This is a genomic window from Prosthecobacter sp. (assembly GCF_044232965.1).
GTDB lineage: Bacteria > Verrucomicrobiota > Verrucomicrobiia > Verrucomicrobiales > Verrucomicrobiaceae > Prosthecobacter.
On sequence record NZ_JBIIKX010000016.1, the window covers coordinates 36,586 to 57,563 of the forward strand.

Sequence of the window (20,978 nt, forward strand, 5' to 3'; positions counted from 1 at the left end):
TGGAGAGTGGACGTTCGAGACATCGACAAAATCATTTGTTCTCAGGCAGCACCGGCAGCCATTCACGCCAGCTCAGGATGTGCTGGCGCATGAGCCGTTCGCACTCGGTGGGGGACTTGGTTTTAAATGCCTCCACCACACCTTGGTGACTGCTCACCGTCTCTGCACGCGTGCCGCGCGTCTGGAGTTGCTTTGAGCGATGCAGCCGCCCCAGCCAAAGCTCCAGTTCACTGCGCAGCGAGAACCACAGCTTGAGCAGTCGTGCATTCCCCGATGCCTCCAGAATGATCTCGTGGAAATCGAGATCCAATTGCGTGACTTGAAGCAAGGTGGTGGCTTTGCTGGTGGCCTTGATGTTTTTCTCAAGACGCGAGCAGTCTTCGCGCAGGGCTGGTGCCGCCAATCGTGCCGCCACAGGTTCCAGCGCGAGACGCAGCACATACAGCTCTTCAAAATCATGCGGCGTCAGGTCTTTGACATAGGCCCGACCCGTGCCGCTGAACTCCACCAACCCTTCGCGTTCGAGAGTGAACAACGCCTCCCGCACTGGCACGCGACTGACGCCAAGCCTTTGCGCAACGGCTGACTCGGCGAGGAGATGACCGGGATGTATTTCACCATCGAGGATTTCTTGCCGGAGACGGGAGACGGTGATGTCGGAACGGGTGGTTGTCGTCGGAGGTATGCTCATGTGGTATACCGTTTCTATACGGTATACTGTTAGAGCTCTTTCAATCCTGAACAAAAATCATCGGTCAATCTCGAGAATGATAGGGACGCTTTGCTGGGCCAAAGATGTTCCGACTCATTGATGCCAGTCCCGTTTCACAAACCACAACGATCAGCGCGTGGTGAACTGATGAATGGTCGTGGTGCGATAAGTCTCTCCGGGACGGAGGATGGTCGTGGGGAACTCGGCGTGATGAACGGAGTCGGGATGATGCTGCGTCTCCAGGCAGAGGCCGTGAAAGCGGTCATAGCCCGCGCCGTTTTTGCCCTTCAGCGGTGTGGTGTAGGTGGCGGTGTAGAGCTGGATACCAGGTTGATCGGTGAGGATTCGCATCACCCGACCGTTCTTGGGCTCATAGACTTCGGCGGCGAGGGAGGGCTTGGTCTGCGGCTTCTCGGCGAGAACGAAGGCGTGGTCGTAGCCGCCGATGGAGATTTGATCGAGGCGGCTGCCAATGACTTCGCTCTTGGTGAAATCAAACGCGGTGCCAGTGACGGGCAGCAGTTTGCCCGTGGGCAAGAGGTCGGCATCGGTTTCAAGATAGTGCTTCGACTGCAAGGTGAGCCGATGGTCGAGCACGGTGCCGCTGCCTGCTCCGGCGAGGTTGAAGTAGGTGTGGTTGGTGAGGTTGATGGGCGTGGCTTTGTCAGTCGTGGCCTCATACTCGATGACAAACGCATCCTCCTCGGTGAGCACATAGATGACGCTGGTGTTGAGATTGCCGGGGAAGCCCTGGTCGCCATCCTTGCTGAGATAGGTCAGGCGCAAAGCAGGTCCGCGTGGGTCGGTGATGATTTCCGCTTTCCAAATGACCTTGCTGAAACCCTTCAATCCACCGTGCAAGTGGAAGCTGGTCTTCGGATGCAGATCCAGCGTGTAGGACTTGCCCTCGAGGTCGAACTTGCCGCCCGCGATGCGATTGGCCACGCGCCCGGTGATGCAGCCGAAAAATACGCCGCCGTTGTGCTCTTCGTATTCGGCCAAGGTGTCGAATCCGAGTGCGATGTCGGCGGTCTTGCCCGCGCGGTCCGGCACATGCAGTTCGTTGATGATGCCGCCCAGGGTGATGACCTTTGCGACAAGGCCATGCTTGTTCTTCAAGGTGTAACGCTCGACGGATTCGCCGTCGCGCGTGGTGCCAAAGTTGTCTTTGGTGACTTCAGCCTGAGCGGACAGGAGGCCGACGGTTAGTAGGGTGAGGATGAGGTGTTTCATGGAGTGGTGGAGTGGTGATCTGGATTAACAAGCCGGGAGTCGGAGGTGTGTCGATGGGCTCCGATGTCGGCGCTTCGCCCTGGAGGACATCGAGCGAGGAGAGGATCATTGGAAAAAAATTCTTGTGGACTCAGATTGGCTGTAGCGGTTTCACTTCGGCGTGACATGGCCTGATTTCTTCAGACCACCACGGACGATTTTCACCCCTTCACTGGTTTCGCCGACGCCGGGACTGATCGCCGTTTCAAAGGTTGCGGCGTCAAGTTTGCGCAACAACCAGTCCGCGACGTAAGCGGGATCGTCTGAAAAGGCAGCCTCGATCATCTCCCTGGACGCGGGGTCGTCCACATTGCGCAAGGTCAAGCTTAACCCAGATTTTTTTCCGTTGATGGCGACGAAAGTATCCTGGGCATCTTGAATGCGCTGGTTGTCGTGCGGCGAAAAACTATTCATCAACCTCTGCCAGTTTTCATTAAAGATCGCAATCTCGGGGCTTTGCAGTAGGGCATCCTGGCTCAGGCCGCGATGGTTGCGGATGAAGGCTTCCGCTTTGATGCGTGCTGTTTCGCTAAGTTCGGGCTTCGTATCTTGGCTGATGGAAGGAGTGGACGAGTCGGCCAGGCGCGCTGTATTCACCGGCGAATCCCGCAGTGCAGGCTTCGCTGCTATCACTGGTGCGGGCTTGTGCAGCTGCTGATAAAGAAGTACGCTGAGCGCACCGATAGCGAGGAGAGCGCCCGTGAGGATGAGTTTGCTTTTCATGGATGTGGATGGTGCGAGCGCATGCTTAACTGATAGAAAAGTCCTCTCGCAAGTTTTTCTGTTAAAGTCGTCGGTCCGATTGGGATTGAGGGAGTGTAGTGGAGAGTTGGGTTATTCGTGCAGACGTTCGTCGGATTTGATGAAGACCCAGCAGATGGCGCCGAGGAAGTAGCTTAAGGCGAAGATGCCCATGTTGACGGTCCAGTTGTTGTTCGTGGCGGCGAGCACGAGCGGCACGGCCATGGGCGCGATGGCACCGCCGACTTGGCCCATCATGTTCATGCTGCCGGAGAGTGCGCCGGTGTGGCGTCCGCCAACGTCCATGCACGCGCCCCAGGCACCGGGCATGGCGAGATCGCTGCACAAGGCCGCGAGACCAATGGCCAGCACGGATGCCACGGGTGTGTGGAGTTGCATCGAGATGAGCAGCATGAGACCCGCAGCGCCCATGCCGAGCACGCCCAGCCACCGGCGTGTGCGGGCGATGCTGCCGAGCCAAACATCCAACCGCGCCGAAAGCAGACCCGCAAGGATGGAGCCGATGCCTCCGAAAAACAGCGGCACACAGGCCAGCAAGGCTCGCTGCATGTCGCCCATGCCAGTGAACTGTTCCTTCAGGTAAGTGGGGAACCAGGTGATGTAGAAATACCAGGCGTAAGACATGAAGAAATACTGCGCCCAGAGCATCCAGACTGTGCGTGAGGCCAGCAGCTTGCCCCACGGCATGGAATGATCTCCTGCGTGTTGGGTTTCGCCGATGACCGCCAGCTCGCCCGCATTCACCGCCGGATGATCCTTCGGGTGATCGCGAAACCAACGATAAAACGACAGCGCCCACACCACACCCAGCAGACCGAAGATCAGAAACACCCAGCGGTAATGCAGGCCAAGCCCGAACTTGCCCTCACCACCACTCGCCAGCATCCAGCCGACAATGAGCGGCGTGAAGGCACCACCCCAGCGGGCGCTCAGCCACAGGATGCCCTGTGCTTTGACGCGCTCGGCCGCCGGAAACCAATTGGTAAAAGCCTTCGTGATGTTCGGAAAACAACCGGCCTCGCCCATGCCAAAGAAGAACCGGCTGACCACCAGCGACCAGAGATTCCATGCCCAACCCGTCGCCACCGTGAAGAGAGACCACATGCCCACCACCCGCATCAGCACCTTGCGCGGCCCGATGCGATCCCCGAGCCAGCCACCAGGGATTTCAAACAAGGCGTAAGCCCAACCAAAAGCGGTGAAGGCATAACCCATCTGGATTTTCGTCAGCCCCAGATCCTCCTGCATCGCGGGAGCCGCCTGTGAAATGCAGACGCGATCCACATAAGTAATGATCGCCAAAGTGACGGCGAAGAAGAGCACGACGCGGCGTGCTTGAGTTGGTGGAGGTTGGGGCATGATCGTTCGTGGCTTCGTGTCATTCCACGAACGGCCCCGACGGTCACACCTTTTCATCACTGGCCCGAAGCAGGCAGGCGGCCCACGGGGCGGCGGTTTTTGCCCTTCTGGCTGGTGGCGGAGTCACCCATGTCGTCGCGCATCCTCTCCGCTAGAGCACGCAGACGTTGCGCGACTTCAGGGTGTTGTCTGATCAAGTCTTTCGTCTCGCCCACGTCCGCCGCGAGATCGTAGAGCGCCTCGGGCAGAAGTGCCTCCTTCGCGGCTCCCGGCTTCCGCTCATACGGGGTGTCATCCATTGCCGTGCGCGGGAAGACGAGCTTCCAGTTCGCGCTGCGGACCGCCTCTAGTTTCTCCCCGTTGTAGTAGAAGAACGCGTCGTGAGGACTCGGCGCACCGGGCTTGGTCATCAGCGCGAGAATGTCCTTTCCATCGATGATCCGGTCCTGCGGAGGCTGCGCTCCGGCGATACCGGCAGCGGTGGGCAGGACGTCCATCGCGGAGGCGATCTCGCGGCAGACGAGGCCGGCGGGGATTCGGCCCGGCCAACGCATCAGGCAAGGAACACGCACGCCTCCCTCCCGCGTGGTCGCCTTCGCCGCCCGCAGGGGGAAGGCCTGGCCGCGCTTGTCGTAGGGTCCGCGTGTGTCCGGCCCGTTGTCCGAAGTGAAGACCACGAGTGTCCGGCCTGCGAGCCCGGTTTCGTCCAGGGCCTTCAGGACCTCGCCCACGCCCCAGTCCATGCATTCGACGACGTCCCCATACAAGCCCCGCGCCGATTTTCCCCGGAAGCGGTCGGAGACGTGCAACGGGATGTGCGGTGCGCTGTAGGCGAGATAAAGGAAGAACGGCTGGTCGCGTTTCGCCCTCACGAACTTCACCGCCTCTTCCGTGAACTTCTCGTTGAGCGTCTTCTGGTCGGGGTGCGGCTCGATGACCGTCTCGTCGCGGTGGAGGACAAAGGGTTTCATGTCGTTGGGGAACATCATCCCGTAAAACGCGTCGAAGCCATGCTCGCGCGGGGCAAATGGGGCCAAGTGCCCGAGGTGCCACTTGCCGATGCAGGCGGTGGCGTAGCCGCGCCCCTTCAAAATCTCAGCCAGAGTGACCTCGTCGGGGTTCAGCCCCTCCACGTGCTGCTGTGCGAGGACGCCGTCGCCATTGCGTCCGAAGCTGGACATGCCCACCCGCACCGGGTAACAGCCGGTCATGAGTGCTGCGCGGGACGGGGTGCAAACGGGGGCGGGAGAATAGAAATCGGTGAACCTGGCACCCTCGTCGGCGAGCCGGTCGAGGTTCGGTGTCCGGATCTTCTCGAAGCCCGAGCGGTTGTCCGGCATCCAGTAGCACCCTACGTCGTCGTAGCCGAGGTCATCGGTGAGGATGACGAGAATGTTCGGTTTGGATGGCACAGGACTGGCCGCGTGCAGCGTGACGAGCGGCGCGAGCAGCAGAGAGAGGAGGTAGAAGCGCCGGGATTTCATGGTGAAAGTAAAACGCCCCACCATTCGGGAATACATGGCCTAGATCTGCCAAAAGTTGTCATCATCCTGCCATGTCTCCCAAGTCACTCCAAAGCGCCTTTTTCGCCAGCATGGCAGATCCACAGGCATTCCGGCTCATGTTTGATCAGTAGCCCAATGTGTTCTTCTTTGTGATGGATCGCGAGAGCCGTCTCATTGCTGCCAGCTTGCCGATGTATTCGCGAATGATGCCACTCTCACGAGCAAGGCCGTATTTGCTCAGTCCGCAGCGTTCCCGCAGCTCCTGCAATCGGCACCGCAGTCGCTCGCGGATGCGCTCGGCGTAGTCATGGGCGTCGTGGTTGTCCGGCGCTGTGGGCATGACGGTTCATGCGTGAGTGTTTTCGAGCCTCACTTCTCTGGCTGCGTTGGAAAATCCTTCGCGTATCGCGTCAGCAGCGCGGGCACGTCATTCGGCAGGATGTAGATCTTGCCCTTGATGGACTTCGTCTCGCCGGGTTTCAGGCCGCCGATGCGGAAGTCGGAGTGGAGGCAGCGGGCGACGCCTTGGAAGAGTTCCTGGTAAGGGTCGAAGGCGACGGCGAAGAGTTGTTTCTCATCGCCGCTGAAGCAGCCGATGAGGCCGTTGCTGGGCACCAGCGGACTGAGCGGGCGCGGGTTCACGTCGGTGCGTGGCACGTCCTTCGGGCACCAGACCTGGCCGGGGATGTAGCGGGCTTCTTTGATCCATGGCTTGATGTCGCTCATCCGCGTGAGCTTGCCGTCGAGGAAGAGGAAGCACTTGGGAAGGTAGTCGTCGATATCCTTGCCCTTGTTGTCATAGCCGGTGAAGTCGCCGAGGCGGATGCAGGGCTGCGCCCAGTGCGCGCCGGAGGCGGTCGCGGAGGGATTGTGCGCGTTGATGGCAAAGGTGACATCGTCGGCGCTGGCGGTGATGGTGTGATCGACGATGACGCCGTCTTTGACGGTGCAGCGCAGCTTCATTGTCTTCTTGTCCTCGCTGACTGAGAGGAGTTCTGTCGTGTGGCCGATGGTGGTGTCGTGCCAGTCGGCGGTGGTGGAGTGGGTGCGGCAATACGCTTCGAGATAGTTGATGCGAATCTCGCCCTTCGGCAGATGCGGGCCTTGGATGACGAGCCAGTTCTTGTCGCGTGCGAGCGCCAGGTCGGGTGTCTGTGCGAAGGAGAAACTGGTGGTGAGAAGAAGGAAGGCGAGGAGTGGTTTCATGATGTCGGGTGTTGCGGTAATGAGAGAATCGGCGGCGGTTCATTCACTCGGCCTTTTCAAAACGGAGCGCACCCCAGTGCTGCGGGTAGAGGCTGGCTTCGGTGGGGATGTCGGTGACGATGGTCATGCGCTTGTTGTGCCAATAGGCGCGGGCGGTGGTTTCGATGGCGTTGCCGATGATGACCCCGATGTCGCCTCGCAGTGCCTTGGTCGCATCGGGTTGGAGCCGCAGGAGTTTCAAAGGGATGGAGAACTCGTAGAAGCTGCGGTCGGCGGTGTGCGATTCTTTGAGGGCGAGATCGGGGCTGGCGTCGACGATCTCGTCGATGGCCACGGTTTGCACGGGCGAGGTGAAGGTCTCGCGGTGCAGGGTGCTGTCGGAGACGGGGCGGTAGAGCGTGGCGGTGGGCTTGCCTTGATGCTGGGTCACGAGCAAACGCAGGTCGCCGAGGACGGGCTTGGTTCGGTCGGCTGCGGCGGTTGGGTCGGTGCCGAGTTGCAGGTCGATGGCACCGCCGCCTTTGAAAAGGAGCGTCTTCGAGTCGGCGACGTTGCGGGTGAGTCGTTCGTGGCCGGGATCGGCAGACCGCACGGCGACGAAGACCTTGTCATTGCCGGTCTGCATCGCGGCTTCGGTCCTGCCGTCGATGGTGACCCACGGGGCTTTGATCCAATCGCCATCAAGACCATCCACGACGGGCACGTTGCGTCCTCGGCGCATGAGGATGGAGAGGCCTTCGTCGCGGCTTTTCGCCTGTCGCAGTTTCTCCTGTTCACTGGCGTAGTTTTGCGAGGCTTGCGCGAGTTCGGCGGTGAACTCGATGGTCTGCGCGGGGAAAGGCTGCAGCGTCTCCAATCCATCCAGCCGATTGATGGTGGAATGGCCGTGACCGGCGACGAGATACACCTTCTGGTCGGGCGTTTGCGTCCAGGTGGTCCAGAACGTTTCCTCCGTGAGGCTGAGGTGGGCGAGCGACACGCCGCGTGATCCATCGCGAGGCCCGAGGGTGTAATCTGGCCCGCTGCCGAGGCCGAGCACGCGGCGGTCATGGAACAGCTCCGCCACGAACAGGCCGTCGGTGGTCATCAGGAAGATGTCGCCGAAGTTGCCATAGATGGCCCACAGCTCGCCGATGCGTGTGTCGGATGCTTTGACTGGGTAGCCAAGCACGCGGCACGGACCGATGACATCGCCAGTGTGCCGAGGCTTGGGCGAGAAGTTCTGGCTGGCGTGCAGGCTGGGCCATTCGTTCGGATAACTCCAGCGCACCTTTCCCTCGCGATAGCCGGTGAAGGGACCACCGCTCACCACCCAGGTGCCGTCGGCGGCGAGGAGCGGTTGACCGCTGAGGCGTCCTTCAAAATGACGCTTCATCTGGGTGAGGTCGTAGCGTGGCACACCGTCTTTGCCGAACTGCGGCGGCGCGATTTCCCAGCCTGCGGAGCTGAGGATGCGAAAGTCGGGCAGCATCGTCAGCAGGCCATCGGCACCGGCGCGTTCGATCACTTGCACTTCGTCGGCATCAACTGCCCCATTGCCATTCCCATCGCTCCACGAGAGCAGGAATGCCGACTCTTCCTTGCCGCCGAACTTGGTTTTCAAATCCAGTGCTTTGAGCGGCGACCAGTTGCTCATCAGCGGCTTGGCGTGACCCACCACGGCCACGGGAATCAGGCGATCCTCGCGAATGAGCCCCATGCTGACGACCGGCCTGCCGCCGATGGGGTTGGAGTTGAAACAATCGACGAGATACGTGCGACCATCCCTATGCAGCGGCAACTCGGGAGCCCCGGGAAGTGACAGCCCGCCATGTTCGTCCGGGCGCGACAGCACGTTCTTCAACTGCCAGCCGCCCGTCTTCCAATCGAGCTTGAACTCCATCACACAACGCGCATCGAGATGTCCGCTGAAGGCATAGAAGAAGCGCGACGGATCACTCGCATCAATCGTCCCGCCGCCGCCATAGCCGGAGGGCCCGTAGAAGGCGCGGAGCAGCTTGCCGTCGGGGCTCCAGGCGCTCAGGCGCTTCGGTGCCATGTCCGCTTCCGCGATCCACAGACTGCCATCGGGGGCGATGCAGCAGCCGTTCGGATGATGAAGATGCAGCGGATCGTAGCGGCCCGCTTGAGGCTTGCCGGCTTTGCCGATGGCCGATTGAAACTCGCCCGCTTCGGAAAAGATCTTCACCTGATGACTGCCGCCCCAGTCGCTGACGAGGAGTCTTCCATCTGGATGCACCGTGATGCGCTGCGGTTCGTCGAGGCGCTCTGCCGGAATGACCGTCTCCGACTTTTCTCCCGAACGCGCCGCCGCCACGCTCGGATAGCGCAGCAGCGTGCGGCTGGAGATAATCAGCAAACGACCTCGCGCATCCACCGCCATGCCACGTGGCGCATCGAGTGTCGTTTCGCCGAGCGTTTCGCCCTTGGCGCAGGACACAAACAGCAGCCGGTTCGTCTTCGGAAAACTTAGCACCGCCACGCCATCGTGCACTGCGAGTCCGCCGATGCGCTCGTCGTCCTTGTCCCCAAACTCCTGCCGCCACACCCGTCGCGCACCGGCACCGTGTTCCCACAGTTCGCACAATTTCCCAAAGGCCACCGCGCTGTGCGCCCACACGCCAGCCCTGGCCTTGCTGTCACGCGCCAGAAACTGCGCCCCGCACCATCCACCCGCCGCACCAAAGCCGCGCGTGCCCGACACCTTGCGTCCCGTTTCATCCAGCCACACCGCGCCGTGGCCGATCTCGCCGACAAAGCTCACGACGAAGAACTGCTTCTTCTCCGGCACCCACAGGATGTCTGACGGCGGCGAATGGTCATGCAGCCAGCCGCCCGAGCCATCCTCGGTCTTCCATGGCGGACTGCCTGCGGTGTAAGGCGTGAACTCAAACTTCAAATCCAGCGCCCCACGCGACAACCCGCGCACGCGATACGATCCCGGCTGCGCGACGGCATAGCGCTGACGATTGAACCGCGCGATGCCCTGAACGTGGATCTCCTCCACTCCATCCTCGCGCATTCCATCCCACCACACCGTTTGATCACCCGCCTGAAACGACTGCGCACTGATGAGATTCCGAATCCTTTGCCCCCCTGTGTCCTCGATGACCAGTGTGACCGTGCGAGGCTCATCCAGATGAAACCGGATAGGCACCGGCGGGTGACTTGCAGGCTCGGCGGCAAGAGCAAGGTAGCCTGACGAAACGAAAAGGCCCAAGGCAAGCGCGATGGACAGAATGCTGGTTGTAATCGTTGTGAAATGAAAGCGGCGGCTCATGGTTCCATGCTAACGAAGCGTTGCTGGTCCTATCAACAGCACAAACATCCAAAATCATGGACGAAACGCCGCGCCCATGGACAATTCGCTGATTGAGCCATCGCCATGAAATCACGTCCCACCCGAACCCCGTCCTTTGCGAACCCCGTCGGCTGGCCTGTCCCGAGCGGCTGGCGCATCGTAAAAGTCGATCATTACCGCATGGCGGAGGCGCGCGGACCTTGCTGCCAGAGCTTCCTCGCCACCAGCGCCGGTCACTTTCCTCATGCCGCCGGCCATGACCGTTCGCGACCGCACGGCGCTGGCGAATTTGTTTTTGCCTGGCTTCTTCAAGGTAGCGGCTGGTGCGAGGTGAACGGCCAACGGCATGTCATTCATCCCGGCGACGTGATGGTGCTCGGACCGACCACGCCGCATGCCTACGGCTACGAAACCGAGCAAGCCTTGATTCTGCGCTGGTTCCACTGTCGGGGAGACGCCGCCGCTCAAATGGCCGCAGCGCTCGCCACCGGCGGTCACATCGTCCACGTCGGCAACGACCCTGTCCAGACAACCCTTCACGAAGAGGCCCTTTGTGCGCTGGAGCAAGTTCACAAGCCTGGCCAACTCAGCCTCGCTTCCCAACTGCTCTCCGCGCTCGTCGCGCAATGGACCTGGCACCGCCACTCCCCATCGGCGACCGAAGCGACGACGACGGAGGACAAACTCGATCAACTCCTGCGGCACATGCGCAGCCACCTCGCCGAGCCGCTTAAACCCACCGAACTCGCCGCACGCCTGCGACTTTCGCCCTCGCACTTCCGCGCCGTCTTCCAGCGGCACACCGGCCGCCCGCCCACTCAATGGCTGCTCGAAACCCGCCTCGACCGCGCCCGCACACTGCTGCGCGAAACCACCCTGAGCGTCAAAGAAGTCGCCTACGCCGTCGGCATCAGCGATCCGCTCTACTTCAGCCGTATCTTCACCCGTCACTTCAAATCGCCCCCACGCACGATCAAGCGGCTGAAAGAGCAATGAACAGTGGAGGAGGGTCGTCGCCAGCCATGCGCTCATTTGCCGAAAATAGTTTTCAGAGGGTGAAAATGACCGCCTTTCGCCACGCTCACGAGCCAAGCCGGACGGCGCTCAAACCCATCGCTTCCCGGAGTTCCTGCAAGCGCCTCGGCAGCTGCTCGGGGTTTGGGCTGTGTTTTGACTCCAAGATCATGCTGATGCCGCCAGCGGCGCGAGCAGCAAGGCGAAGAGGTGTCGAAGAAATGATTTCATGGTTGAATCAAATGGAACGGGGCTGAACGCGCGGCCTCGATCTTAGCGCAGCACGACGCGCGGGGCGACCCAGGTCGCCCAGTCGCCTGCGGGGTCGGTGAGGGGATCGACGATGAAGGCGATGCTGACTTCGCGACCACGGAAGTCGGCGAGATCGATCTCTGCCGGCACGCGCTCTGCGCCTTTGAGCTGGCGCGCGAAGACTTCGCGTCCGTCCATCTCGATGGCGAAGGCGGCACCGTTGCTCTTCGGGTTGTTCAGCAGCGCGTCAAAGGTGAGCAGGCAGCGCTTCGCATCCGTAGCGGGAATGGCGACGCGGTAGGTCAGCAGGGCGCGGCCTTTCGGCTTCGGATGCTGCTGCAGAGCATCCTCCGGCACTTCGTCCGGCGGGCCGATGCGCCGCAGCTGGACTGACTGCACATTCTCCTGCTGCGCTTTCGTTCGCTGTGCGACGAAGTCGAAGACCACGCACCCCGTCTCGCGCTTCACCGCACGCGGCGGGTCGAACTTGGTCGCCACGACATTACTCCAGTCCTTACGCCCGACAATGGGCAGAGCAAAGTCGAATGCGGCCTCTTCCTCCGGCGTGCCGGCCTTTTGCACGACGTCCCATAGCTTCCGCGCGCGGCCAACGCCGTTGACGTTCGCACTGCCATCGTGCTCGCGGATGCCGAAGAGGAGACCGCCTTCGTTCGGATGATCGACATGGCGATGATACAGGAAGGACTCGATGCCCGGCAGCGCCTGCACCTTCTTCCACGCGAGCGCGAAAGCGGCGGCTTGCGCGAGTTCACCGTCGGGACCGGGCGGGCAGTCAAAGCCTTGTTCGGTCAGCACGATCCGGCGTGGCTTGCCCTCGAACAGGAAGCGCGGCTGGCTCAGGAAGGCGGGCAGCACTTCGAGATTGTGAAATGTGATCCGCGGCGCGTCGAAGCGCAGGGGCGCGGAGCGGTCATCCCAAAAACTTGGCTTCCTGAGGTTCTCTGGATACGGATGATGCGCGAGGTTCCATGGAAAATCGCCTTCACGTCTCGCACGCTCGTGGACTCCTTCCAGAACCTCCAGGCCGGTGAAGTCGTGCGTCCGATCCGTCGTCGCGGTAAGCGTCCAGTGATGGTCGAGCGAGATAAAGATCGGGAAGTCCGCATGAACGCTGCGCGTGGCCAGATCGGCGATGCGGAGCGCGACGCTGTATTCGCGCAACAAAACTTCCGGCTCGACCGCGCCCATGTGATACCAGCCCCAGTGGTTCTGCACTTCGTTGCCGATCACGAGCCCGGCGATCTGGCCAAACTTCGCGTCCTCGCGCGTGTAGCGATCCACCAGCCAATGGAGGATCGCACGGTAGAAGAAAACGCCTTCCTCCGTCGCCGTGTTGAACGCCGCCGGGCCCTCAGGAACCGTCGCCGGATCGGTGAGGGGATGCACGAGCGGCGATGTCCGTGACATGGTCTTCGGAACGGTATTCCCGAGGATGCCGGTCACCCGCATCTTGGCCGCGTGGAGCGCCTGCAAGTCGCGATCAAGCGCCGCGACCGCAGCCGGACGAAGTCCGATCTTTCTCCCCTCAAACTCGAAGCTGAGCTTGGGCTCCACGCTCTGCCAATCGATCAGCCAGCCGATGTTGATGTTCTGGTTCGACTGCCCGAAGCCGAGCGCCTTGCCATCCTCCACGTCGAGTAGGCAGGCGATCCCTTTCTTGTTCGCGAGCGAGCCGAGGGAGTTCGTCCGCTGCGGGAGCGCGGAGAAATCCGTGACATGCTGCGGCGGTCCAAGAGCCTTCCCACCCGAGCGACGTTCAAACTTCGCGAACAGCCGGTCGCGTTTGCCATCGAAGCGAGGCACCGTTGCCTCCTCACCCTCGCCGCTCCACAAAACGCGACCTTCTCCCGCCGCCGAAGTATGCAGCATCAACTCGCGAATCTCCGTCTTACCCGCGCTGGGCTGCCACGCAAAGCGCAGCGAATCCGGCGTGATCGCCACACGTAGCGGTGGTTCGTCGGCGCGGACAAGATTGCTGAAAACGACGAGCGCAGCAAGCATGCGGAGGCAGAGTGAGTCTTTCATCGCGTGCGTTCTCACGGCTTCGGCAGCGGGACCTGCGCGGTGGTGCGCAGATAGGCGATGAGGTCGCGGACTTCGTCGTCTTTGAGGGTTTTGAGCAAGCCCTCTGGCATCATCGAGATGGGGGATTTCTCGCGGGAGAGGATCTCGGATTTGGTGACGATGCTGTCCTGACCGACGAGGCGGAGCGTGAGCTGCTGGTTGTCTTCAGCGGCGACCGTGCCGGAGAGGGTGCGGCCATCGCGAGTGGTGACGATGACGAGTTGATAGCTCTCCTGCATGACCTCGCTGGGGTTGATGATCTGGGCGAGGATGTAGTCGAGGTTGGCGCGATTGGAGCCGGTGAGATCAGGGCCGACAATGCCGCCTGCGCCGTAGAGCATGTGGCAGGCGATGCAGGTGCGCTCGAAGATGGCGCGACCATGGCCGGTGTTGGCTTTGGCAAGCACGGCATCAGTGAGCATGGCTTTGTATTTTGCCATCTCAGCCTGCTTATCACTGGCGAGCTGGGTGATGGGACCCCAGAACTCGACAAACGATGGCCCGAGGACGCGGTAGAGTTGGCGGGCGTCAAATGCGGTGACATCGGTCTTCGGTATGGTGTTCTTCTTCAACTCAGCGACCAGGGCGCTCGCAGTGCTGCGGCGTGCGGAGAGCGTTGATACGACCTCGGCTTTCTCGGCGGCGGAAAGCTTGGCGTAGCGCTGGATCAATGTCGGCGCGATCTGCGGAGCATCGAACGAAGCCAGAGCGCGGATGGCATCACGGCGCACGGCGGGTTCATCGAGCAGGGACAGCACCACGGGCAGTGCAGCGGCATAGGCATCGCGGGCAAAGGCGGCCAGGATTTGGCGGCGACGCTCAACGGGTGCTGCCTTGTCCTTGAGAACGGCGAGCTGGGCTGCGGCGGCTTTGGCATCGCCAAAGAGCTGGCCGATCTGAGCGGTGAAGTCGCTCAATTTTGCCTCCTTGGTGGCATCGAGCGCGGCAAAGGCTTCGTCCCAGTTCTTCGGCTTTGTGACCACATTGCGGCCCAGCGATTTGAGTCCATCACGCACGCCTTCGAGAAGCTGGAGACGCAGGGCGGAATCGGTGTTGCTCAGCAGTGTGGCGGCCACGGGTTCGAGCTGTTTGGCAGCGATGGCGCGGCGGGCGATGTATGGCGCGAGCAGCGGGATCTTGCTGTGCGTGGCGAGTGCCATCGCCCGCGTGGCATCGGCTTCGACCATTGGCTCAATGCCGAACCAAAGCATCTTCGGCAAGTTATGATCCGCAGCGTCCTCGGCATGAGCGACGAGGTTCTGCGCGATGGGCCAACGCTCCGCCACGTTCATGCGCTGAAGCGCCGCCGCGAGGTAAAGGCGCACGATGGGCGAGCTGTCCTTCTCCGCCATCGCGGTGAACTTTGCCAGGGCCGCCGGGCTGTAAGCGCGATCTTCGCCAAGCAACTGGATGGCCCAGCCACGAACATACGGCTCCGCATGATCGAGCAACGGCAGCAAACGATCCGCAGGGAGATTCTGCGTGATGTGCAACGCCCAGAGTGCGCGGAGTTGATGCGCGGAGGTCTTGGATTGCGCGAAGAGTTCCCACAGCTTTGCGGGCACTGCCGCATTGAGTTGACCAGCCGCAGCGCGTTGCTGAAGCAGCACACGAGCACGACGGCTATACCAGTCATTGCGATGCGTCAGCAGGCCGACGAGTTCGAGATCGGACTGCGCAGCGAGATTGATGCCTGACTTCCCTGGCAGGCCCTTCGGCGCGAGGCGGTAGATGCGGCCGGTGTCTTTGTCGTGCGTGGCATTGCCGCAAATTTCGGTGTCATGCCAGTCGAGCACATACGCCGCGCCATCGGGTCCGATCTCCATGCTGAAACCCACCCAGGCGTTGTCATTGGCGAAGAGCGGTTCATTGCCATGATGACCGATGAAGCCCGAGCCGCTGGGCTTGAGGATATCCGTGATCACATCATGCTCGTGCAGGTTCGCCATGATGATCCGGTCGCGATATTCCTTTGGGAACTCATCCGCGAGATACACACGAGCGCCGCCATGCGCGGAGCGATGACGATGATCGGCGATGGTCTTGATGTCATCGAAGACATAAGGATTGATGTGGCTGCCACCCTGGCGGTGATAGATGCCGCCGGGGATGACGTGCCAGAGATGCGGGATGACGCAGGCAGTGATAAGAATCTGGCCGTGGTCATCGAAGTCGAGGCCCCATGGATTGCTGAAGCCGTGCGCGACGACTTCAAAGCGATCCTTCGTGGGATGATAACGCCAAACACCACCGTCGATGTATTGGCCATCTTTGACCGGCATCTCGACGGGGAACGGATCACCCTTGCGCAAGATTTTGCCGCCATCGGCAGGCTTGCCCACGGTCGAGCGTGTGGCGAAACCCTGGCAGCCATAGAGCCAACCATCGGGTCCCCAACTGAAGCTGTTGAACACTTCATGACGATCTTGAATGCCCCAGCCCGTGAGCCGCACTTCCAGCGGGCCATCGGCTTTGTCGTCGTGATTCTTGTCCGGCACGAAGAGCAGATTCGGCGGCGCACCGAGCCACAGTCCATCAAAGCCCACCGCAATGGCCGATGGAAACGGAATGCCCTCGAGAAAGACGGTGCGCTTGTCGAACTTCCCATCGCCATTCGTGTCTTCGAGGATCAGGATGCGACTGTTGCCATCGGCAGAGAATCCTGCGCTGCGTGTTTCATAGTCGCGATTTTCTGCGACCCAAAGTCGCCCGCGATCATCCCAGCAAAACGCCATCGGCTGTGTGATCATCGGCTCCACGGCGGCGAGCTTCGCCTCGAAACCCTCGGGCACCGTCATCTTCGCCACCGCTTGTTCGCCGGTAAGAAAAGCCGCCTCTTTGCCCGCCGCCTTGGCGATGCCCCACATCACTGCATCCGAACCCTGGCCGGTGTAGGCCTTCCACGCATCTGTGACTACCACATCGTTGAGCTTGCCCGTATAGACGAAGAACTGATGCCGCACCGTCTCGGACTTGCCCTTGGCAATCTTCCAATCGCCCGTAATCGCGCGACAAGGCCCCACGCCCATCTGCCCATCCACACGCCAATGCTGCGGGTAACCCGCGTTCTTCGGATGATCAAAAATCGCGATGTGCGCCTGGTCCTCGCGACCATCCAGTTTCAGGCCGACATCCACCCAGATCGAGCGCTGACCTTCGGCACGCCCGTTGCCCTGACGCACGCTGTTCATCACGCTGCCTTCCATGCCAGGCTTCCACGGCATGCGCAGAAAGAGTCCGCCGTAGGGCTGCTTGGCCATGGTCAAGTCCACGAGCCCTTCACCCTTCCATTCAAGCTCCAGGAAGTAACGGCCATCGTTATCGCGCATCGTCCACACCTGCGTCTCGTTCATCACCGGCTTGCCGTCGGCACCGAGCAGTTGATAAACCGTCGTCCACTTCACCACCTCGCCTTTCGGCACGAGCACCGCGCTCGAAACCTTGCGCCAGAAGCCTGCGCCCGGATTGTGAAAATAGTCGCGCCCATTCACCTGCTTCAGCCCCCAATAGAGCCCAGTCTGATGCTTGTGATGCCCTGGGCTATACTCCGTCAGCAAGCCCTTCCCATCCGGTGCCACAATCGGATGAAGGTAAGGCCGAAAATCCGGCCGCACATTCTGCGTGAGGATTGCCTCCTTGTTATTCTCGCGATAGACCGAGATCGTGTTCGTCGCATCATCCTGACGCAGCGTGAGCACCGTGTTGTGGGCCGAGGCCACCGTGCAGGCGAGCAGGCAAAGAGTGAAGAAGGAGAAGAGACGGCAGGATTTCATGGGTGCAGTAAAACGCCCTTCCATTTGCAAATACATGGCCTAGATCTGCCAAAAGTTGTTATCATCCTGCCATGTCTCCCAAGTCCATCCAAAGCGCGTTTTTTGCCAGCATGACCGATCCACAGGCATTCAGGCTCATGTTTGATCAGCAGCCCAACGTGTTCTTCTTTGTGAAGGATCGCGAGAGCCGCCTTATCGCTGCCAGCGAGCCGATGTGGACCCGCCTGGGCCTCGAAGGTGAAGCCGATGTCATTGGCCGACTCGACGAAGACTTCTACCCCGAGCAAGCGGCCAAGGCCTACCGAGCCGATGACGCGCTCGTCTTCCGCACGGGCAAACCGTTGATCAATCGCCTCGAAGTCTGGTATGACGAGCAGCGCACGCTGACTTGGTTCCTCACCACCAAGGTGCCGCTGCGAGGCAAGAACGGCAAAATCATCGGCCTCATGGGCCTCACCCGCCGCGATGAAGGTCGCAGCCGTCATCAGCCTAGCAGCGAAGTCACCCTCATCGTCAGCCACATCCAGAAGAACACCAGCCGCATCCTCAGCACCGCCGAACTCGCCCGCGAATGCGGCCTCTCCGAGCGCACCCTGTATCGCAAGATCCACCAAGCCCTCGGCGTCACGCCCTATGAACTCATGCTCCGCATCCGCATCGAGTCCGCCGCCGAAGCCCTCATCCAAACCACCGACAAAGTCATCGAAATCGCCCAAGCCCACGCCTTCTGCGACCAAAGCGCCTTCACCCAACACTTCCGCAAACGCATCGGCCTAACGCCGAAGCAGTTTCGCATGCGGCATCAGGGGTAGCCGCGCTCGTCACCGCTCCGGTCTTCATTCCCGAATTGCTGATCTCAGTTGATCGGGCAGTAGTTGGTTGGGCTCAGAGTCCAGTGGTTCACTGATCATCGGGCAGTTGAAGCCGCCTTTGATCCTGCCGATGGATCTCCGACTGATGCCACGCTCACGAGCCAGGGTGGACGGTGCTCAAACCCATCGCATCGCGGAGTTCCTGAAAGGGCCACGGCTAACAGTCTGCCAAACTGATTTCACAGAGATGCAGGCAACGGTGAGGGCTCGTTCCTCGGCAGATCGGATCACGGTTGAAACTCGATCCAGTTCAGGCCGAGTTCGGTGTTCTTGTCGGCGCAGCGGGCGATGACGCAGACGTCGGTGAGGCCGGTGGCGTTCGTGAGGGTGGCGGGAAGGGAGAGGAACTCGCCGGAGTCGGCCTGGCCGGTGGGTTTGACTTCGACGCTGGCTAGCACGGGGCCGGTGGGTGAGCCGCTGCGGAGTTCGAGGGTGCCGCCCTTGGTGTCGAAGCAGCCGGCGCGGACGGTGAGGTGCGTGATGCCGGTGAGGTTCAGGTCGCGCCAGAGGATGTGGGTGCCGTCTTTGAAGTGGCCGACGATGGCCTTCTCCCCGTAGGCGTGCTCGACGTAGGCCATGCCGTGGTTCTCATCATAGAGGGCGGCTTTCTTGCGGCGGGAATGCAGCACGACCGTGCCTTCACCACGCAGGCGAGGCAGGGTGGCTTGCTTGCCATCATCGGTATAAGCGGCGGTGAGGATGAGCACGCCTTCGTCCACGCGTGTGCCTTTTTCGGGCTTCTTCGGCGCGGTGAAGGTGCCGCTGGCTCCGGACTGCGGCGGGCTGGCGGGATCGTCCTTGAGCGAGAGCACCCAGGCGACCATGCGGCGGAGTTGCTCGAGGCTGTGCTGCGGATGTGGCGGCATGGGCAGCTGCCCCCAAACGCCCGTGCCGCCGCTGAGGACTTTCTGCGCGAGACGTTCGACAGCAGCGGGGTCGTCCTTGTATTTCAAAGCGACGGTTTTGTAAGGCGGACCAGCGGATGGTGTGTCGGCCATGTGGCAGGCGAAGCAGGTGCTGGCGCGCATCATGGCGAGGCCGGGATCGAGCACATCCTTGTCACCCTCGCTGGCAAAACGGCGTCCGCGAAACTCGCCCTGCACGGTGGCGAGATTCGTTTGCACCGCGTCGCCATCGGTTTCGGTGACAGACACCTGGTAAGGAATCTTGGAATCCCAATCAAAGAACGAACCATGCGCTGGCGACTCGAAGCGCACGACGGGCCGGCCATTGCCGACGTGAATCATCTCCTTCGCCGTGCTCTTCGCGCCGCTGGGATCGAGCGCTGTGACGCTGACTTCATAGCTGCCGGGTTGATCAAACGTGTGCGAAAACTTCGCTCCGCCGCCGGTCTGTTCCTTGCCCGCGATGCTCCAGACGAACTTCAGCGCATCGCCATCGGGATCGGTGGAGGTGGAAGCATCAAAGGTGAGCGCGAGCGGTTGTTTGCCCGCTGTTTCACTCGCGCTGATCCGTGCAACGGGCGCACGATTGCCGCGACGATACACGACTCGCACGATGCGGCTGTCGTTGTTCTCCCACCACTGGTCGCCATACTCGATCATGTAGAGCGCCCCATCGGAACCAATCTTCATGTCGATGGGGCGGCGCAGATTCCACGTCGGCACGAAGGGCTCGATCTCAGGCCCTGGGGTGCCGATCTTCACGGTCTGAATCCAGTTGCGCATCCACTCGTAGATGAAGAGGCGACCATCGAGTGCCTCGGGAAGCTTGATAGGAGAAGGATTCGCCGCGTCATAGCGATACACCGGTCCGGCCATGATCGTTCGCCCACCGCTGCCGACGGTGGGGAAGTCCTTCGAAGGCAGGCTGGAATACCAGATGAGCGCGGGCCTGGCAGGTGGCAGTTTTTGGATGCCCGTGTTGCGCGGCGACAAATTTTCCGGCGACTGCGGGTCGTAGCGTTTGCCCTCCTTGTTCGCGGCGAAGTCATAGAGCGGCAGGGCTTCATTCGGCCCGACAAAGAGCGGCCAGCCGAAGTTCCCTGCGGTCTGCGTGGCATTGAGTTCCTCGTAGCCATCCGGCTTCACGCCGAGCACCGGCATGATATTCGGGCCGACATCGGCGAAGTAGAGCGTGCCCGTCTTGTCATCCACGGAGAGGCGGAAGGGATTGCGCACGCCCATGGCAAATACCTCCGGCCTGCCGTCCTTGCCATCGGCAAAAAGATTGCCCTCGGGGATGGAGTAGCCGCCTTCCCGCTTCGGATGAATGCGCAGCACCTTGCCGCGCAGGTCGCGCGAGTTGGCGGCGGAGCGGAAGGCGTCCCAGTTTTTGCGATCCGGCCGCGTGTCCTGGGGCAAGCCCGGATCATAGTGACAGTTGTCGCCATTGCCGATGTAGAGATCGCCCTTCGCATCCATCCACATCGCGCCGCCCATGTGGAAGACATGCTCGGTATCATAAGGCCATGAAAGCAGCTCGCTCTCCGACTCCGCCGGCATTTTACCATCCTTCACCGTGAAGCGGCTCACGCGCACGGTGTCCTGCTGCGCCACCGGGCAGAAAAGCGCATAGAGATGCCCGCTTTGCTCAAAATCCCGCGCCACCGCCATGCCGAGCAGTCCGATCTCGCCCTTCGCATAAGTCGGCACCGAGCCGAGAATGCTCACACCGCCTGACTTTGCGTCCCAACGTTTAATCGTGCCCCAGAACTCGGCAAAGATGACATCACCGCCTGGGAGGACTTCCAACTGGACCGCATCACGCGCCGCTGGCACGAGGATTTCTTTTTCATAGCGAGCTGGATCGACCAGCTCGACAGCGTGGAGGCGAAAAGCAGTGAGCAGAACTGCGGTGAGGATGAACTGTGTTTTCATGGTTGAAACGGTGAAGGAGGAAGGC

13 protein-coding genes are annotated in these 20,978 nt (G+C 61.3%); 2 read left to right on the top strand and 11 right to left on the bottom strand.

Going from position 1 to position 20,978, the window contains the following annotated elements; all coding sequences use genetic code 11:
• Positions 1–31: 31 nt before the first annotated feature.
• The 8 genes from ACILSI_RS09160 to ACILSI_RS09195 form a co-directional block, all read right to left on the bottom strand.
• On the bottom strand, positions 32–691 hold the full coding sequence (locus ACILSI_RS09160) for a GntR family transcriptional regulator (RefSeq protein WP_395721568.1): 660 nt from the start codon (positions 689–691) through the stop codon (positions 32–34).
• A gap of 150 nt (positions 692–841) precedes the next feature.
• Positions 842–1,945 (bottom strand): aldose epimerase family protein, encoded by a 1,104-nt coding sequence (locus ACILSI_RS09165; protein WP_395721569.1) that lies wholly within the window; start codon positions 1,943–1,945, stop codon positions 842–844.
• A gap of 150 nt (positions 1,946–2,095) precedes the next feature.
• Positions 2,096–2,707: a hypothetical protein gene (locus tag ACILSI_RS09170; protein ID WP_395721570.1), complete on the bottom strand. Its 612-nt coding sequence runs from the start codon at positions 2,705–2,707 to the stop codon at positions 2,096–2,098.
• A 111-nt stretch (positions 2,708–2,818) separates the two neighbouring features.
• On the bottom strand, positions 2,819–4,105 hold the full coding sequence (locus tag ACILSI_RS09175; RefSeq protein ID WP_395721571.1) for an MFS transporter: 1,287 nt from the start codon (positions 4,103–4,105) through the stop codon (positions 2,819–2,821).
• Between the two features lie 56 nt (positions 4,106–4,161).
• Complete coding sequence (locus ACILSI_RS09180; protein ID WP_395721572.1) at positions 4,162–5,589, bottom strand: sulfatase; 1,428 nt, start codon at positions 5,587–5,589, stop codon at positions 4,162–4,164.
• 145 nt (positions 5,590–5,734) lie between these two features.
• Positions 5,735–5,950 (bottom strand): hypothetical protein, encoded by a 216-nt coding sequence (locus ACILSI_RS09185; RefSeq protein WP_395721573.1) that lies wholly within the window; start codon positions 5,948–5,950, stop codon positions 5,735–5,737.
• A gap of 29 nt (positions 5,951–5,979) precedes the next feature.
• Positions 5,980–6,816, bottom strand: coding sequence for a hypothetical protein (locus ACILSI_RS09190; protein ID WP_395721574.1), 837 nt, complete (start codon positions 6,814–6,816; stop codon positions 5,980–5,982).
• Positions 6,817–6,859: 43 nt separating this feature from the next.
• On the bottom strand, positions 6,860–10,096 hold the full coding sequence (locus ACILSI_RS09195; RefSeq protein WP_395721575.1) for a hypothetical protein: 3,237 nt from the start codon (positions 10,094–10,096) through the stop codon (positions 6,860–6,862).
• 105 nt (positions 10,097–10,201) lie between these two features.
• On the opposite strand from ACILSI_RS09195, the gene ACILSI_RS09200 reads away from it, so the two are divergent.
• Positions 10,202–11,113, top strand: coding sequence for a helix-turn-helix domain-containing protein (locus ACILSI_RS09200; protein ID WP_395721576.1), 912 nt, complete (start codon positions 10,202–10,204; stop codon positions 11,111–11,113).
• Positions 11,114–11,404: 291 nt separating this feature from the next.
• On the opposite strand, the gene ACILSI_RS09205 is transcribed toward ACILSI_RS09200, so the two are convergent.
• Entirely contained in the window at positions 11,405–13,429 is a 2,025-nt protein-coding gene (locus ACILSI_RS09205; RefSeq protein ID WP_395721577.1) for a DUF5722 domain-containing protein, read from the bottom strand.
• Between the two features lie 11 nt (positions 13,430–13,440).
• On the bottom strand, positions 13,441–17,241 hold the full coding sequence (locus tag ACILSI_RS09210; protein WP_395721578.1) for a PVC-type heme-binding CxxCH protein: 3,801 nt from the start codon (positions 17,239–17,241) through the stop codon (positions 13,441–13,443).
• A gap of 71 nt (positions 17,242–17,312) precedes the next feature.
• On the opposite strand from ACILSI_RS09210, the gene ACILSI_RS09215 reads away from it, so the two are divergent.
• Positions 17,313–18,053 carry a helix-turn-helix domain-containing protein gene (locus ACILSI_RS09215; protein WP_395721579.1) on the top strand — a complete coding sequence of 247 codons (741 nt, stop codon included), beginning with the start codon at positions 17,313–17,315 and terminating at the stop codon, positions 18,051–18,053.
• A 287-nt stretch (positions 18,054–18,340) separates the two neighbouring features.
• Here the strand turns inward: ACILSI_RS09215 and ACILSI_RS09220 are convergent, their stop codons facing one another.
• Positions 18,341–20,953: a PQQ-dependent sugar dehydrogenase gene (locus ACILSI_RS09220; protein WP_395721580.1), complete on the bottom strand. Its 2,613-nt coding sequence runs from the start codon at positions 20,951–20,953 to the stop codon at positions 18,341–18,343.
• Positions 20,954–20,978: the final 25 nt, after the last annotated feature.

Excerpts from the sequence above, each read along its gene's own strand:
- ACILSI_RS09160 (WP_395721568.1), bottom strand. The coding sequence starts at position 691 with ATGAGCATACCTCCGACGACAACCACCCGTTCCGACATCACCGTCTCC.
- ACILSI_RS09165 (WP_395721569.1), bottom strand. The coding sequence starts at position 1,945 with ATGAAACACCTCATCCTCACCCTACTAACCGTCGGCCTCCTGTCCGCT.
- ACILSI_RS09170 (WP_395721570.1), bottom strand. The coding sequence starts at position 2,707 with ATGAAAAGCAAACTCATCCTCACGGGCGCTCTCCTCGCTATCGGTGCG.
- ACILSI_RS09175 (WP_395721571.1), bottom strand. The coding sequence starts at position 4,105 with ATGCCCCAACCTCCACCAACTCAAGCACGCCGCGTCGTGCTCTTCTTC.
- ACILSI_RS09180 (WP_395721572.1), bottom strand. The coding sequence starts at position 5,589 with ATGAAATCCCGGCGCTTCTACCTCCTCTCTCTGCTGCTCGCGCCGCTC.
- ACILSI_RS09185 (WP_395721573.1), bottom strand. The coding sequence starts at position 5,950 with ATGCCCACAGCGCCGGACAACCACGACGCCCATGACTACGCCGAGCGC.
- ACILSI_RS09190 (WP_395721574.1), bottom strand. The coding sequence starts at position 6,816 with ATGAAACCACTCCTCGCCTTCCTTCTTCTCACCACCAGTTTCTCCTTC.
- ACILSI_RS09195 (WP_395721575.1), bottom strand. The coding sequence starts at position 10,096 with ATGAGCCGCCGCTTTCATTTCACAACGATTACAACCAGCATTCTGTCC.
- ACILSI_RS09200 (WP_395721576.1), top strand. The coding sequence starts at position 10,202 with ATGAAATCACGTCCCACCCGAACCCCGTCCTTTGCGAACCCCGTCGGC.
- ACILSI_RS09205 (WP_395721577.1), bottom strand. The coding sequence starts at position 13,429 with ATGAAAGACTCACTCTGCCTCCGCATGCTTGCTGCGCTCGTCGTTTTC.
- ACILSI_RS09210 (WP_395721578.1), bottom strand. The coding sequence starts at position 17,241 with ATGAAATCCTGCCGTCTCTTCTCCTTCTTCACTCTTTGCCTGCTCGCC.
- ACILSI_RS09215 (WP_395721579.1), top strand. The coding sequence starts at position 17,313 with ATGTCTCCCAAGTCCATCCAAAGCGCGTTTTTTGCCAGCATGACCGAT.
- ACILSI_RS09220 (WP_395721580.1), bottom strand. The coding sequence starts at position 20,953 with ATGAAAACACAGTTCATCCTCACCGCAGTTCTGCTCACTGCTTTTCGC.